Source organism: Hoeflea sp. YIM 152468 (assembly GCF_029210485.1).
Taxonomy (GTDB): domain Bacteria; phylum Pseudomonadota; class Alphaproteobacteria; order Rhizobiales; family Rhizobiaceae; genus Hoeflea.
This window is the reverse complement of the sequence record NZ_JARGET010000029.1, coordinates 105,494-120,289: the sequence shown is the minus strand read 5'-3', so window position 1 is coordinate 120,289 and position 14,796 is coordinate 105,494. Positions and strand designations below refer to the sequence as shown.

Annotated in this window: 12 protein-coding genes, 1 tRNA gene and 1 pseudogene; 10 read left to right on the top strand and 4 right to left on the bottom strand. The window is 63.1% G+C overall.

The annotated features are described in order from the left end of the window. Positions 1-362: 362 nt before the first annotated feature. Entirely contained in the window at positions 363-1,037 is a 675-nt protein-coding gene (locus tag PZ897_RS15695) for an SDR family oxidoreductase (RefSeq protein ID WP_275753449.1), read from the bottom strand. Between the two features lie 139 nt (positions 1,038-1,176). Here PZ897_RS15695 and PZ897_RS15690 point away from each other — a divergent pair, with 139 nt between their 5' ends. The 5 genes from PZ897_RS15690 (at position 1,177) to PZ897_RS15670 (ending at position 6,953) form a co-directional block, all read left to right on the top strand. Continuing rightward, positions 1,177-2,235: a DUF930 domain-containing protein gene (locus tag PZ897_RS15690; RefSeq protein ID WP_275753448.1), complete on the top strand. Its 1,059-nt coding sequence runs from the start codon at positions 1,177-1,179 to the stop codon at positions 2,233-2,235. 183 nt (positions 2,236-2,418) lie between these two features. Further along, positions 2,419-4,023: a pilus assembly protein gene (locus tag PZ897_RS15685; protein ID WP_275753447.1), complete on the top strand. Its 1,605-nt coding sequence runs from the start codon at positions 2,419-2,421 to the stop codon at positions 4,021-4,023. Positions 4,024-5,378: 1,355 nt separating this feature from the next. Next, positions 5,379-5,792 (top strand): ketosteroid isomerase-related protein, encoded by a 414-nt coding sequence (locus PZ897_RS15680; protein WP_275753446.1) that lies wholly within the window; start codon positions 5,379-5,381, stop codon positions 5,790-5,792. Positions 5,793-5,804: 12 nt separating this feature from the next. After that, positions 5,805-6,407 (top strand): GNAT family N-acetyltransferase, encoded by a 603-nt coding sequence (locus PZ897_RS15675; protein WP_275753445.1) that lies wholly within the window; start codon positions 5,805-5,807, stop codon positions 6,405-6,407. A 162-nt stretch (positions 6,408-6,569) separates the two neighbouring features. Continuing rightward, positions 6,570-6,953, top strand: a complete 384-nt coding sequence (locus tag PZ897_RS15670; protein WP_275753444.1) for a hypothetical protein — start codon at positions 6,570-6,572, stop codon at positions 6,951-6,953. 190 nt (positions 6,954-7,143) lie between these two features. Here the strand turns inward: PZ897_RS15670 and PZ897_RS15665 are convergent, their stop codons facing one another. Continuing rightward, positions 7,144-7,905, bottom strand: coding sequence for an SIMPL domain-containing protein (locus tag PZ897_RS15665; protein ID WP_275753443.1), 762 nt, complete (start codon positions 7,903-7,905; stop codon positions 7,144-7,146). A 507-nt stretch (positions 7,906-8,412) separates the two neighbouring features. Between PZ897_RS15665 and PZ897_RS15660 the strand changes: the two genes are divergently transcribed. Beyond that, positions 8,413-8,487: transfer RNA gene (locus tag PZ897_RS15660), tRNA-Ile, on the top strand. A gap of 170 nt (positions 8,488-8,657) precedes the next feature. On the opposite strand, the gene PZ897_RS15655 is transcribed toward PZ897_RS15660, so the two are convergent. Then, complete coding sequence (locus PZ897_RS15655) at positions 8,658-9,143, bottom strand: MgtC/SapB family protein (RefSeq protein ID WP_275753442.1); 486 nt, start codon at positions 9,141-9,143, stop codon at positions 8,658-8,660. A gap of 380 nt (positions 9,144-9,523) precedes the next feature. Between PZ897_RS15655 and PZ897_RS15650 the strand changes: the two genes are divergently transcribed. After that, on the top strand, positions 9,524-10,555 hold the full coding sequence (locus tag PZ897_RS15650) for a Fe(3+) ABC transporter substrate-binding protein (protein ID WP_275753441.1): 1,032 nt from the start codon (positions 9,524-9,526) through the stop codon (positions 10,553-10,555). Positions 10,556-11,052: 497 nt separating this feature from the next. After that, on the top strand, positions 11,053-12,078 hold the full coding sequence (locus PZ897_RS15645; RefSeq protein WP_275753440.1) for a transglutaminase domain-containing protein: 1,026 nt from the start codon (positions 11,053-11,055) through the stop codon (positions 12,076-12,078). Between the two features lie 159 nt (positions 12,079-12,237). Here the strand turns inward: PZ897_RS15645 and PZ897_RS15640 are convergent, their stop codons facing one another. Beyond that, the gene (locus PZ897_RS15640) at positions 12,238-13,911 is read right to left on the bottom strand and encodes an iron ABC transporter permease (RefSeq protein ID WP_275753439.1); all 1,674 of its coding nucleotides are present in this window, start codon (positions 13,909-13,911) and stop codon (positions 12,238-12,240) included. A 206-nt stretch (positions 13,912-14,117) separates the two neighbouring features. On the opposite strand from PZ897_RS15640, the pseudogene PZ897_RS15635 reads away from it, so the two are divergent. Next, positions 14,118-14,276, top strand: a pseudogene (locus PZ897_RS15635) ((2Fe-2S)-binding protein); the annotation flags it as partial. A 176-nt stretch (positions 14,277-14,452) separates the two neighbouring features. Next, positions 14,453-14,791: a TIGR01244 family sulfur transferase gene (locus PZ897_RS15630; protein ID WP_275753437.1), complete on the top strand. Its 339-nt coding sequence runs from the start codon at positions 14,453-14,455 to the stop codon at positions 14,789-14,791. Positions 14,792-14,796 lie beyond the last annotated feature (5 nt).

Here is a 14,796-nt window from a genome sequence, read left to right as displayed (position 1 = left end):
ATTGATAGGATAGTAAGGTTCCGTCTATCTATCCTTGTTCTCTGCTTGTAATTCCCGCTAAAGGCGTGATTGTTTCTGGCTTTACTGACTGCGGTTTCAGAACATGCGCCACCATCTGGCCAATCAGGCCGGGATTCAGTGCCGGGCAATGCCAGTCCGCCAGCGTCGCCGCATGAACACCGGCAAGTGTCAGGGTCCGAGCTGGCAGCACCAGGCGGGGCCTGCAGCGGCCAGCCGGCGAAATTCCGGTCCGCGTCATGCGCCGCCTGTTGTGTGCTCGCCGGCGCCGTCTGAGCGCTGGTATCGGCCGTATGGCCGGCAGGCTGAGAGCCGGGCTCGGGATCGGCGGGCGGCGTGCCGGTTCAGTCGGTGGGCATCAGAAAGACTTCGCGCACATCATTGCGCGGCTTGGCCGCAAGCGCGAACATCACCGCCTCGGCCACATCCTCGGGCTGCAGCTTGTCGGGCTTGGCCTCGTCGAAAAATCCGGTGTTGACCATGCCCGGCGCCACCACCGTGCAGCGGCCGCCCCATTCTTTCATTTCTTCGGCCAGATTGCCGGCAAAGCCATGCACGAACCATTTTGACGCGCCGTAGACCGAGCCGGGGATATGCACCCGGCCCGCCGCCGAGCCGGTCATCAGCATGTGGCCCTTGCGCGGACGCAGATGCGGGATTGCCGCCTTGGCGGTGTAGAGCAGGCCAAGGATGTTGAGCTGGACCAACCGCTGCCATTCTTCCGGATCGCCCTGTTCGGTGCCCGCGTTCCTCACCCCCATGCCGGCATTGGCAAAGGCGGCATCGACGCGGCCATAGGTGTGCTTGAGCATGGCCAGCGCCTGGTTCTGGTCGTCCAGGCTGGTGGCGTCGCCGGGCAAGGCCAGCGAACGGTCGCCGAGTTCTTGCGTCAGTGCCTTGAGCTTGTCTTCGGAGCGGGCGAACAGCCCGACATTCCAGCCGGCCCGGCGTGCGGCCCGCGCCGTGGCGGCGCCAATGCCGCTCGAGGCGCCGGTGATGAAGAGGGTTTTTGCTGGCATGGATCTGCTCCTTGAATCTTGGCTGTCGCAGAGCCAACGCCTGAGCCGGCTTGCCGTTCCACCCGGCGTACAGGCGGCAGAGGCCGGATTTGGTGCGACCGGCCCTCGTTCCGCCCGAATTTCTGCTATGGATCTGGGCATGAAGCGAGTGCGGGAGATCATGTCGAACCGGTTGAGCGGAGCCCTGGCGCTGTCGCTGCTCGCTCACGGGCTGATCGTGGCGGCGCTGCTGATCACCCTGCCGCTGCCCGAGCCCGACGCCGAACCGGACGATCAGGTGATCGAGGTGACCCTGGTCGAGCCTCCGGAGGTTCCGCCGGAGCCGCCGCTGGAGAGGGCGGAAGCGCCGGAACCGGAAGTCTCCGAACCGGACATGCCCGAGCCGGAAACGCCCGAACCGGAAACGCCCGCGCCGCCAGCGGCGGACGCCGGGGAAGCGGCCGACGGCGTGCCGATTCCGGTGCTGCGACCGGTGTTCCGTTTTGGCGAACAGGACAGCGGCCCTGAACTGGCGCTCGACGGCGGCGCAGCCGAAGCACCGGCGGCGCCGGGCCCCGACGATGCTACCCCTGAAGCCGACACTACGGAGTCGCAGCAGCCCGAGGACCCGCAAGACCAGCCCGAGCCCGAGCCGGAGGCGGATGCCGCGCCGACGCTGGCGCTCCCGCTCGACATCACGCTGCCCGAAGCCGATCTGGACGGCGCCCCGGACAGTCTGGCCGAGGCGGACACCCAGACCGTCCTTGCTCCGGCCTTGATTGAAGCGCCGGCTCAATCTGCCGCCGCCGCGCCCTCCGGCACCGATGCCGAGGCGGCAGACCCCGGCGCGCCTCTGGTGTTGGCGGAAGCCCGGCAATTGTTCTCCACCAGCATCAGCGGCAATCCGGTGGCGATGGCGGCAATGGGCAGCCTGCCGCGCGGCCTCAGAGCCAGCCAGCTCTGCACCTCGGAGTTGCGCGAGCAATTGCGCAATGCGCCCGAGCGCTTCGGGCTGGAACTGCTGCCGTCCTACCGCCTCGACACTGGCAATGTTCTGACCGAGACAAACGCCGCCTTCCGTGCCGATGGCGCCTGGTATTCGCTGTCCTTCCGCTGCACCGTCGACGACGCCGCGCTGCAGGTCACCGGCTTTGCCCACAAGGTCGGCCAGAAGATCCCCCGCTCGCAATGGGATTCGCGCGGCTTTCCGGCATTTTGAGACAGCCGTCTCCACCGATCACCGCGCAGACCCTAGACGAATTCTTCACCATGATTTCAGGAAGTTGGCTGCTGCGGGCGGTGGCGGAAGTGTCATTAAGGCTCCTTTTATGAACGATGCTTACATCCTTTGGGCGAGGTGGTTTCATTGTGAAATGCCGTGCCGTCTTGAGGGAGCGAGAGCATGCGCAGGCTGTATTTGACGACCAAAGCAATTTTTCAGTGCAGGCGTGGCAATTTCGGCCTGTTCGCAGCAGCCCTGCTGCCGATGCTCTTTGCCGGGGCAGGGCTGGCCGTGGATTATGCCAATATGTCGCGCGCCAAGGTTGAATTGCAGAACATGGTCGATGCCGCAGTCCTGGCTGCATCGAAAAAAACCGCAACCACCCCTGAGCGCAAGCAGATCTACCAGGACCTGCTCCAGGCCCAGGTGCAAACCGTCAGTGACATGACCCTGGTCGACCAGAGCATCGATCAGACAGTCGGGGTGAATTTCATCCGCTCCGATGCCTATGCAAGTGTGGAAATTCCGTTGGTGTTCATCGGCAATTTCATGCCCAACAGGGTATCGGCGGCAGCCTCGACCTATTTTTCGACCCGGGCCATCGAGATTGCGATCGCGCTTGATAACACCGGATCGATGGGAAGCGGCGGCATTGCGGCGTTGAAGGAGGCCTCTCACGCCCTGCTCAATGCCCTGGGGGAAGTTGACACCTCGCAGCAGAGCCTGAAGGTCGGGCTCATTCCGTTCGTCACAGCAGTCAATGTCAAGGGTGAAGGCTACAACAGTGCCTGGATAGATACGTCCGGCAAATCGCTTTACAATGGCTGGACGTTTCTGACCGAGGCTCAGCGTGCCACGAGAAAATCGTCAGGCCACAACAATGCTGATTTCAGTGCGGGCAACTATCCCCACCATAGCAATCTGTTTGCCTGGTCGGGCACAACCTGGAAAGGCTGCGTCGAGGCCCGGCCGGCCCCTTACAACACCAGTCTCGATTCGCCGGATGCGGGCAAACCCAACACCTTGTTCGTACCCTATTTTGCCGCCGATGAACCCGGCAACCGTGTCACCAGCGGCGGCAACAGCTCCACCGGCTTCAACAATTCCTGGCTCCATGATGGCATGTCCGGTGACGGTGCCACGGTCCAGCGTTCGATCACCAAATACAAGACGCAGACTGCGGTCCCCCGGGATTTCAAGGATGACACCGGACCTTTGACAATGGGGCCAAATCGCGCCTGCCCGACGCCGATCGTGCCGTTGACGGCGACGCTGTCGAAAGTCAGGACCGGCATTGATGCTATGCAGTACTGGAATGGATCGGGCACCAACATTGCCGAAGGCCTGGCCTGGGGGTGGCGCGTGCTGTCGCCGCAGGAACCTTACGCCCAGGCCGCTCCCTTTGGCCCGGATGCCGCGTCAAAAATCCTGGTGATCATGACCGATGGCACCAATGTGTCCTACGGGGCCAGCAACACCATCAACAAATCCGACTATGGCTCCTACGGATTTCTGGCTGACAAGCGGATCAATTCGGCCACCACACAGTCGGCGGCCGAGGCCTATCTCAACACCTCGACGGCAAACATGTGTGTGGAGATCAAGAAGCTCGGGATCGAGGTCTACACGGTGCTTTACAAAACCTCGTCTTCCTCGGTGGTGAACCTGTTTTCCAATTGCGCCAGCCGCAAGGAAAACTTCTTCATGGCCAGCGATGTGGTGTCCCTGAAGAAGGCATTTTCGGCCATCGGACAGTCGGTCTCCAGCGTGCGGCTGGTCAACTGAGGGCTGAGCCGGTCCGGCTTCAGCAAAATAATCTCGCCGCATTTTGTCCCCACCTTCCAAACCCGTGCGACACTGATTGCACTTCCGCTGCCGGATGGTTCGCGAACGTTGCGGGCCAGGCGGGGGGAAGGCCTTTTGCGGATCTGCGGTAACGTGCGGCAAATATGCTGCACGACGGACGCCCTGCGGACGGCAGTCGATTGTTGCGCAATCCCTCAACCCCGTCACCCCGGACCTGATCCCGGGGTCCAGCCACCGCGTGTCCACGCGGTGAGAGACTTTGTGATTGAACGCAGGCAAAGGGTCGTCCGGCTCGCCGACGCTCGCCTGCTGGATCCCGGCTCAAGGCCGGGATGACGGAATCTGAAAGAACCACGCCCACGGAATTCCACCTCCCCCTTGAGGGGAGGTCGGAGCGACAAGCGTGAGCGCAGGCGATCCGGGTGGGGGTATTTGTGGCGGGGCCGATAAGCCGCCTTCGGCAACAAGGTGGAGGCCTACCCCCACCCCTGCCCCTGCCCCTGCCCCTCAGGGGGAGGGGAAAAGCGGGCCATTCCAATCAAAACAACCCCTTGTCCAAAACCCACCGCCTTTTCATCCCCACCTTCCAAACCCGTGCGACACTGATTGCACTTCCGCTGCCGGATGGTTCGCGAACGTTGCGGGCCAGGCGGGGGGAAGGCCTTTTGCGGATCTGCGGTAACGTGCGGCAGGTCGCGCAAGGAGGCGGAAGCCATCGGGGCTCCGCTGGCGGGCGGTCGAACTTGATCGTGCAAAGCCAGCCACCGGGCCGGTTTTTTTCTCCGGGCCAGCCATCTGGCGGGCACGGAATCGAGACACCGGACCGGGCCTGTGGCGGACATGACGCGCCTGATACGGCGATCAGCGTCCGTGCCGGACCCTTGAGAACCACGCCCGCGGCCGGTCCAGGCTGCGGCCGGAGCAATCCGGGACGGGGATAAACTCCCGTAGCGTGCGAGGCGCCGCCTGTCGGATCGATCGGACATCATCCGGCGAGTTTCGGGCCGTGCGCGCGCTGCGCCAGCCTGTGTGCATGGCGGGGTCAGATGACTGCATCCGTCCCCGAACGGACATGCACACACATAAAACCATTTTCCGTAAGGCAAAGCCTGCGTGCGGCCCTCCGGACTTGAATCTGATCAAACCCGCCGATGCAGATTGCCGGCGGGAGATTTGGCGCGTCGGCAGAACGGAACGGAAGCGACGGTTGCGGCGTTGGGCCGGAGAAGGGATGAGATCCAACATTCCCGTCAAAGCAGCCCGGTGCAGGCCTTGCCTCCTGACCTTGCCCTGTGCCACCTGTGAGCCACCGTGATTCCAGCCTGGAGCCAGCCATGAGCCGAGACACCACCATCGCCCTGATCCGCCGTTACCTTGAGGCGTTCAACGCCAAGGATTTCGACACCATGCTTGCCTGCCTCGACGATGAGGTGATCCATGACATCAACCAGGGCGGCCGCGAGATCGGCAAGGAAAAATTCCGCTGGTTCAATGCCAAGATGTCCCGGCATTACGACGAGGAACTCGGCGACATCGCCATCATGGTCGATGAGACCGGATTGCACGGCGCCGCCGAATTCACCGTGCGCGGCAGCTATCTGGCCACAGACGAGGGCCTGCCCGAGGCCCATGGCCAGCGCTATTCGCTGCCGGCGGGGATCTTCTTCGAGATCGAGGACGGGCTGATCACGCGGGTGTCCACCAGCTACAATCTCAATGACTGGATCGCCCAGGTCAAAGCCGGCTGAGGCGCTGCTGCCATGACAGCCTCGGCGGATCTGCACTATTCGGTTCTGAGCCCGGCCGGCATCGCTGCTGCGCTTGCGGATCTGGCGCAATTGCGGATCGCGGTGTTCGCCGCCTGGCCCTATCTCTATGATGGCGATGCGGACTACGAGGCGGGCTATCTCAGCCGCTTCGCCGCATCGCCGGGCGCGGTGGTGGTGGCGGCGCGCGATGATGCCGGACGCATGGTCGGGGCGGCAACGGCGGCGCCGCTCACCGATCATGCCGAGGAGTTTGCCGCGCCGTTCGCCGGTGCCGGTCTGGATCCGGACCAGTTCTTCTATCTGGCCGAATCGGTGCTGCTGCCCGAATTTCGCGGGCGCGGCGCGGGCCGGGCGTTCTTCCAGCTGCGCGAGGCCGCCGGCCGGGCGCAAGGCTTTGGCCGCGCGGCGTTCGCCTCGGTCATCCGCCCCGCCGATCACCCGGCGCGGCCTGATGCGTATTTGCCGCTGGACCCGTTCTGGCGGCGGCTCGGCTACCAGCCGCTTGTGGGCGTGCGGGCGGAGTTTTCCTGGCGCGACATCGGCGAGGCGCAGGAGAGCAGCAAGCCGTTGCAGGTGTGGTGCCGTGATTTGTAGCGCGGGTGGCGCCCGGGCAGACATTTGTGAACCGCAGATGAACGGCCGGTTCCGGTTCGGTTCAGACAGGGCGGAGTAGTGTGGGGTCAATCAATCGGATCAACCGGTTGATGCAAGGGATCATCACTCAGGCGCAAACACCGCCAAATCTGGAGAACCGCCATGAACAGCTTCATCCGCAATACACTCGCCGCCCTCGTCGTCGCCACGGCCGGCGTCGCCGCCTCCGCCCCCGCAGCCAGCGCTGGCGACATCGGCTTCAGCCTGTCGATCGGCGGGGCGGGCAGTTCCATCGTGGTGCGCGATCGCGACCGGCGCGGCGGCTGGAACCGTTTTGAAGGTCATCGTCGCGACAGTGGCCGCAACCGCAGCGCCTGCCAGCCGCATCGCGCCGTCAACAAGGCCCGCCGCATGGGCTTGCGCCGCGCCCATGTCGTCCGTGCCAATCACCGCCGCGTCGTCGTCGAGGGCTTGCGCCATCACCGCTCGGTGCGGGTTGCCTTTGCCAATCAGCGCAGCTGCCCGGTGCTCAACGTCCGCCGCTGATCCATGTCGTGCAAACGTGTGCAGCGGTTTTGCGACAACGACATGCATAAACAAAGAGCCTAAGGCGCGTCACCCGGAACCGGTTTGATACGACGCGCTTGAGGCGGCACAGGAAAGCCGCTTTCACGATCACCCCGGGGGCCTCTCCCGGGGTTTGTCACGATGCAGCCAGTGCCTGGTGTGGGCGGTCTTATTGCTGCGCCAGTTCCCAGCTGACACTGACGCTGACGCGGTATTCGTTTTCGCCCGAGGCCACCGGAACCGAACTGTCGGATTTGGCCGACATCATCGCCATCTCGGCGCGGACCATCGGCATCGGCGGAGCGCTGAGCGAATTTTCCGAAATCTGGGTGATGCGGCCAAGGCCGACGCCGAGCGCCTCGGTCAGGGTTGCCGCCTTGGCCTTGGCCTTGACGACCGCGTCGCGCCGGGCCGCCTCGCGGATGGTTTCCTGGTCGTCATTGGTGAAGATGACATCGCCGCCCTGGTTGACGCCGAGGCTGACCGAGGCATCGAGAATGGCTCCCAGACGGCTGAGATCGCGGATGCGCAGCGTCAGCGTGTTGTTGACCGTGTAGCCGGTGATCCGCGGCTGTTCGGCCTGGCCGTCTCTGTTGGGCGGGTAGAACCAGCGCGGCTGGATCGAAAAGGCGCCGGTCTGCAGATCGCGCTCGGCAATGCCCTCGTCCTTCATCGCCGCGAGAACCTGGGTCATGGCCTCATTGTTGGCGTCCAGCGCCGCCCGCGCGGTCTCGGCCTCGCGCACCACGCCAAGCGAGACCACCGCCATGTCGGGGGCAATGGTGGCCACACCTTCGGCGCTGACGGTGATCACGCCGGGGTCGGGGCGCCTGGTCTCGTCAGCGACAGCCGCCAGCGGCGTTGAAAGCAGGGTGGCGGCGAGCGCGGCAGTGAACAGGGCGCGGCGGCCGGCGAGAGAAACAAAGCTCATGAAACATCTCCGAAGTGGTAAATATCGTCCCGATGCCCAACGTGATGGCGGGGCAATGTGGACGCATTGCGGCAGCGGGCGGTTTGCCGGTCTGACGGCGGCCGCGCCAAGCCAGTTCCGCCAGCCTCAGACTACCATCGCCGCCGGGCCGTGTCGCCAGGCGGGTGCTGCGGGGCCGAATCGGCGTCCGCAACGGGGCGTGTCCGCAAACCCGTCTCATCGATGTGGCGTGGGGCGGCGTGGTGTCGGGCGGTGTGGCGTCGGGTGGTGTGCTGCTTTGCCCCCGGCGTGCCAGACGCGGTGGCTCCGAGGCCCGCCAGTCCAGCGCTTTCGGGGTGCAAGCGGGTTGTGCAACCGGCTTGGTCCACGCGTGACAGCAGCGTCTTGTGAAGGCTCGGATTTTCGGCTAAACCGCCATCGTCCGGACGGCGCGTCCGGCCGGAGGACTTTGCCTGCAATCATCCGGTTGCGGCTCCGAGGCGGCGCCTGGCGCTGTCGAGGAACTCCGGGCCTGTAGCTCAATGGTAGAGCCGGCGGCTCATAACCGCTTGGTTGCAGGTTCGAATCCTGCCGGGCCCACCACACTTTTCCCCTTCCCGAAACCGGGCGATCGCGGTGCTACAGAGTGCACGCCGGACAATGAGATTTTGGCCGGGGTGTGAGAGGTCGGGTAGCGCGTGCCGGCGCGCGGCTTGGCTGAGGCGCGCCGGCTGGCATCGGCCGGAATGTCGGCGTTGAGGCGCCTGCGTCCTTCAATCCTGGTCTTTCAGCCCGATCGCCACCTGGGCACGGCGCAGCGCGGCGAGCACAAAAACCCCCACCAGTGTCACCATGGCTGCAATCGACCAGTAGCCAAGGCCGGTGGCGAGGCCGATGGCGGCAGAAATCCACAGGCTGGCGCCGGTGGTCAGGCCGCGCACTTCGCCCTTGGAAAAGACGATGATGCCCGCAGCGAGAAAAGCCACGCCATTGGTCACCGCCTCGACCAGCCGCAGCGGATCGGCCTGGACCTCATCGCCGGCCATCGGCGTGTCCAGCATCGTCAGGGTGATCAGCGCGAAAGCCGCCGCGGCGACGCCCACCAGAATGTTGGTGCGCAGGCCGGCGCTGTTCTTGTGGATCTCGCGTTCGTAGCCGATCATGCCGCAGAAAAGGATCGTTCCGACAATGCGAATGGCGATGATCACATTCGGCGGGCCGCCGCCTGAACTCAACTCCGCGGTAATTTGCTGCCACATGCCAACGCCTCCTGATTTTGCAAGCCATCACGCCCTGCCCGGCAGCGCGGGCAGGGAAGGTCGTTGCCCGCGCGGCTACCCGATTACCTAAGCCGGCAGCTGCCATCGGCAAGATGGAGCGGGCTGGCCGGTTGCGGATTTTTGCGCTCAAGCCTGAGTGCGGGAGCTTGTCGCTGCGTTGCTGATGCTGGGGCGGTGGCTGAAGCCTGAGCTGCCAGACCACACGGCCTCTGAAGCGAGCGGCCCCCAGCGCGGGCGAATTTCGAAAGCTTCGTGCAAATGTCATGTTTTGACCTGTGCGCTGGTTGACAGGAAAACGGTCAGTCAATAAACATGATCGCGAATGTCATGTTTAATTCTGAGATCCTATGGAGTATCCAATGGCCACTGCCACCACCCGCGTTCTAGCCCTCATTGCCTCTGTCTCGGCGGTCGCGGCCCTTGCCGTGCCCGCCCACGCCGAGGGCGAGGTCAACATCTATTCGTCGCGTCACTATGACACCGACGAACGGCTCTACAGCGATTTCACCGAGGCCACCGGGATCAAGATCAATCTGATCGAAGGCAAGGAAGACGAACTGATCGAGCGGATGAAGGCCGAAGGCGTCAACAGCCCGGCTGACGTGTTCATTACCGCCGATGCCGGCCGGTTGTGGCGCGCCGACGAGGCCGGCCTGTTTTCAGCCGTTCAATCGGATGTGCTTGACGCCCGGATCCCTGCAAGCCTGCGTCATCCCGAAGGTCACTGGTTCGGTATTTCCAAGCGCGCCCGGGTGATCTTTTACGACAAGGACAAGGTGAGCGAGCCGCCGCTCACCTACACGGCACTGGCCGACCCCAAATACAAGGGCCTGGTCTGCGCCCGGTCGAGCTCCAACATCTACATGCTGTCGCTGCTTGCGGCCTATATCGCCCACAATGGCGACGAGGCGGCGAAGTCCTGGGCGCAGGGCCTCAAGGACAATCTGGCGCGTGATCCGCAAGGCGGCGACACCGATCAGCTCCGAGGCCTGGTTTCGGGCGAATGCGGCATCGCCGTGGCCAATACCTATTACTTTGCCCGTGGCGTCGCCGGTCAGGTCGACGGCCTGAGCGAAGGCATCGACAAGATCGGCATCGTCTTCCCGGATCAGGACGGCAACGGCGCGCATGTCAATATTTCCGGTGTCGGCGTCGTCGCCCATGCGCCCAATCGCGACAATGCGGTCAAGCTGATCGAGTACTTCACATCGGATCAGGCGCAGGCCTATTTCGCCAATGGCAACAACGAGTATCCGGTGGTTGAGGGCGTCGCGGCATCCTCGGTGGTCGAGGGCCTGGGCAGCTTCAAGGCCGATACGCTCAACCTCAACCAGCTTGGCAAGAACCAGGCCCGGGCGCAGGAAATCTACAACGAGGTCGGCTACAAGTAAGCCACCCCCGCATTTCCTACCCGCCCGGGGCGGATTTACCCGACGCGGAGAAAAGGCCCGGACATTTGGCGTCCGGGCCTTTTTGTTTGGGGCGTTTGCTGCGGCGGGCTGCGGGATTGTCTGATTGGTCGCTGTTGCTGAACTGATCCGGCGCCCAGTAAGCCGACGAAACAGGAGCCGCTGGAATTGCTTTCCGCTGGATTCTCCCTGCAAACGCATCCGGCAGCGCTCTCAAGGGATACGCAAGCGGCGACAAACTTGCGGCGTGGTCCCTTGCCCAGGATCTGAACGCGCTCGCCTTGGCGGCGGTTCATCATCGCGGCCGGATTATTCCGGCGCATGATCTCCCTGGCGCCGAGGCCACTCCCCTCGCAGCTTCTCAATTCCATAAGGCGGTTTGAAATTTCCCTCTTTGAGAGCATTTTTAACGCAACCTTGACGAGTCTTAAATGGTTCGTTACCACGTCAATAGTTTGCTTTGGGATCGGAGGCATGTCGTGTTCAAAAGGCTGCTGCTGTACGTCGCGCTCACGGTTTTAGGTCTGTCAAATGTGGCAGCAACAGAACCTGCCGATCTGTCTTGCGAAAACACCGACATTATCAAGAAGTACGCCTGCCTAATCTGGCAGGAAGCCGAGGGTTCAGTGGTCCCGAGAGTTGCCCCGGTCGAATTCTATGCGGCATTGCAGGCGCTCAATGTCGTGCAGAACACGGTCACAAGTGGCAGGTATTCCTATTTGAAGAGGATGATGGCGCAGGAGTTCGTTTCCCATGTCAAGGCGGATGTCTGCCTGGATGCCGGATACGGCATTTGCGGCAATCACATCATTGTCTTCTCTGCCCTCATGGAAGAACTGGATATTCCGGTTCGAATGGTCCAGTTCTTTTACATCAGCAATGGTGGAAGAACTTCTCATGTTGCCGCGGAGGTCAAGATAGGAGAAAAGTGGGTTTTTCTCGACGTGTCTTGGGGATCTGTCTATTTCAGCGACCCAGACGACAGATCTTCCTATCTATCTTTTGAAGATATTAATCGTATTGGTTACGAGAACGTCTATCCGCTGCGCAACGAGCTTTCGACATGGTTCTTTTCACGTAAGGACACCAGTTACGATACCTTTGGCCACATGACCGCCGAGAACCGCGATATCGTTGTTGATCGCGTCGGCGACATCATAGCGCTGCTCGAATGGACAGATGGAAATGCATCCTGGAAAGGTCGCCAGATATATTCCTATTTTGGCGACGGCCGCGAGAATGGGACGCGGGACGGGATCAGGATTTACTGGGACCAGCCGAAGGGAGATTACCGATTTCACATGACCTATGGCAGGGGTGGTTGCGTTAGCCCGTCCCAAATTTGCGTTAATGATCAATGCGGCGAACTAGGGAAAACGGAGACGGCATTCGATTTTACCACGCCAGGCGAACGCGTGGTTTTGTCCGTGCGAACTGACGATGACGTTTGCTATGTCAACCCGAAGGAGCTTCAAATCACTCGGTTGCCTGACGCCATTCGCTAGTCTCCAATCGGCTTTCGCTTCGTTTGACGTGCCGATCACCGGTTGAGGCGGCAATGTCCTGTCCCGTTATCAGTGAGCGGGCGGAAGCGACCATTAGCCCCGCCAGATCTCTCAACAATTCCTGTGCCGGCGAGGTGATCGCGGCAATGCGGGTCGTCCTCACGCCGAAGGCACCAGCGCGTCGATCTTTGGCCGGATCACCCGGCTTTGGGGACGGCCGGACTTGCCGATGGTGTGGCACAGCAGGATGACTGGCAGCAAGCCGAAGGCGACGATCATCAGCGAGGGCAGCGCCGCCTGGGTGAGGCGCTCGTCGGAGGCCAACCGGTAGGCCTGCACCGCCAGCGTGTCAAAATTGAACGGCCGCATGATCAAGGTGGCCGGCAGCTCCTTCATCACATCGACAAAGACAATCAGCAGCGCCGTCAGCAGGCTGGGTCTGAGCAGCGGAATATGCACCTCGATCAGCATCCGCCCCGAGCTGCGGCCCAGGGTGCGGGCGGCGGCGTCGATGTTGGGCTTGATCGCCGAAATGCCGGTGTCGAAGGCGCCCAGCGCTGCGGCGATGAAACGCACCATGTAGGCCACCACCAGCAAACCAATGGAGCCTGTGAAAAACAGGCCGGTGGAGACATCGAAGCTGGAGCGCGCCCAGGCGTCGATGAAATTGTCGAGCGCGGCAAAGGGCACCAGCAAGCCGACAGCGATCACGCCGCCGGGCACGGCGTAGCCGATGCCGGCGGCGGCGGCGGAAAACCGCGATGCAAGGCTGGGCGCGATACGGGCGCAAAAGCCGATGATGATGGCGCCGGCCACGGTGACCAGCGCGGTGATCGACGCCAGTGTCAGCGAATTCTGCACATAGCCCATGTAGCGCGGCGAAAACGGCGACCTGCCGGCGCTGATCGCCATGTCGGCCAGCACCACCAGCGGAATGGCAAAGCCGATCGCCACCGGCAGCACGCAGGCGGTCAACGCCGCGGCCGCGTGCCAGCCGCGCAACTGATGCCGCTTCATGGTCTCGTTGCGCAAGCCGGCGGGAAAGCGCTTGGCCGCGCCGCGCTGGGCCCGTTCGAGCAGCGCGAAGGCAAGCGCCACCACGAGCAGGCAGAGTGCCAGTTGCGACGCCGCCATGCGGTCGCCCATCGAGAACCAGGCGCTGTAGATGCCGGTGGCGAAGGTCTGAACGCCGAAATGCGCCACGGTGCCGAAATCGGCGATGGTTTCCATCAGCGCCAGCAGCACACCGCCGGCAATCGCCGGACGCGCCATCGGCAGGCTGACCCGCCAGAACGAGGACCAGGGCGTATGGCCCAGGGTGCGGGCGGCGAAATAGGCGGTGGGGGATTGCTTGACGAAAGCGGCGCGGGCCAGAAGATAGACGTAGGGGTAGAGCACGAAGATCAGCATCGCCGCGGCGCCACCCAGCGAGCGAACCTCCGGGAACCAGTACTCTTGCGGCCCCCAGCCGGTGACCCGGCGCAGGGCAGTCTGGACCGCGCCGGGGTGGTCGAGCAGGTCGGTATAGGCGTAGGCCAGCACATAGGCAGGAAAGGCCAGCGGCAGCGCCAGCACGATTTCGAAGGTGCGGCGGAAGGGAAAGCTGCAGGTTGTCACCAGCCAGGCAGTCGACGTGCCGACGATGGCGGTGCCGACGCCGACCAGCGCGACCAGCTTGACCGTGGTCAAGGCATAGTCCGGCAGCACGGTCGCCATCAGGCTGTTCCAGGTGTCGAGCGTGCCCGACACGGCCGCAAACCCAACCGCCAGAATCGGAGCGAGGCAAAGCAGGGATACGATCCAGGCAGCAGTCTTGAGTGTGCGTTCGCCCAACGGCCGGCTCTTTCTTTTGCGTCCGGCGTCGTCCCGTTCAGGGAGGTTCTGCCGAGGACCGAGACGTCGCGCATCTCCGCCGCAACGGAATTGACAGCGGCAAACGCCTCGGACATTGATTGTGGAGTAATTCATACAGGTTTTAGCGTCAACCGCATGCGATGTTTCGCCGCCGCGCCGTCGTCGCAGAACGTTCAGGATCCGGCATGATTGTCTGTCAGTGCAATATTCTGTCAAAACGCGAAATCGAGGCTGCGGTCGAAGCGCTGATCGCGGATGATCCGTGGCGGCTGATCGTGCCCTCGACCGTGTATCACGCCATGCGCCAGCGCGGGCAGTGTTGCGGCTGCTTTCCCGATGTGGTGGCCATCATCGCCGAGGTGACGGCCCGGGTTCGCCCCGCCACCACAGCGGCAATCAGGGCTGGCGCAAGACCTCAACCCGATTGACGGCTTGTCAGCCATTGCTTAAGTCAGGCGGGAGACACCGACCCTTGGCGTGCGGCCAGTTTTGCGCGCCTTAAACCAAAGGCAGATGACGCATGGATCTACGCCCCCTCACGCCCACCTATTCCGTTGCCGGACAGATTTCCGTCGAAGACCTGACCGCGATCAAGGCCGCCGGTTTTCAATCGATCGTCTGTCATCGTCCCGATGGCGAAGTGCCCGACCAGCCGAGCTTTGACAGCATCAGGCAGGCGGCCGAAGCGCTCGGCATCGAAGCCCGCCACATCCCGGTCGGCCCCACCGGCGTGACCGCCGAGGCGGTGCGCGAGATGCTGGACGCGGTCGAGGAAATGCCGTCGCCGATGCTGGGCTATTGCCGCTCCGGCGCCCGCTCAACCGCGATCTATCAGCATACAGAACACATGCGCGGCTGACAGCG

Bases quoted from the DNA above. Each gene is read 5' to 3' on its own strand.
- PZ897_RS15685 (WP_275753447.1), top strand. From the start codon at position 2,419: ATGCGCAGGCTGTATTTGACGACCAAAGCAATTTTTCAGTGCAGGCGT.
- PZ897_RS15670 (WP_275753444.1), top strand. From the start codon at position 6,570: ATGAACAGCTTCATCCGCAATACACTCGCCGCCCTCGTCGTCGCCACG.
- PZ897_RS15630 (WP_275753437.1), top strand. From the start codon at position 14,453: ATGGATCTACGCCCCCTCACGCCCACCTATTCCGTTGCCGGACAGATT.
- PZ897_RS15650 (WP_275753441.1), top strand. From the start codon at position 9,524: ATGGCCACTGCCACCACCCGCGTTCTAGCCCTCATTGCCTCTGTCTCG.
- PZ897_RS15680 (WP_275753446.1), top strand. From the start codon at position 5,379: ATGAGCCGAGACACCACCATCGCCCTGATCCGCCGTTACCTTGAGGCG.
- PZ897_RS15690 (WP_275753448.1), top strand. From the start codon at position 1,177: ATGAAGCGAGTGCGGGAGATCATGTCGAACCGGTTGAGCGGAGCCCTG.
- PZ897_RS15665 (WP_275753443.1), bottom strand. From the start codon at position 7,905: ATGAGCTTTGTTTCTCTCGCCGGCCGCCGCGCCCTGTTCACTGCCGCG.
- PZ897_RS15655 (WP_275753442.1), bottom strand. From the start codon at position 9,143: ATGTGGCAGCAAATTACCGCGGAGTTGAGTTCAGGCGGCGGCCCGCCG.
- PZ897_RS15695 (WP_275753449.1), bottom strand. From the start codon at position 1,037: ATGCCAGCAAAAACCCTCTTCATCACCGGCGCCTCGAGCGGCATTGGC.
- PZ897_RS15675 (WP_275753445.1), top strand. From the start codon at position 5,805: ATGACAGCCTCGGCGGATCTGCACTATTCGGTTCTGAGCCCGGCCGGC.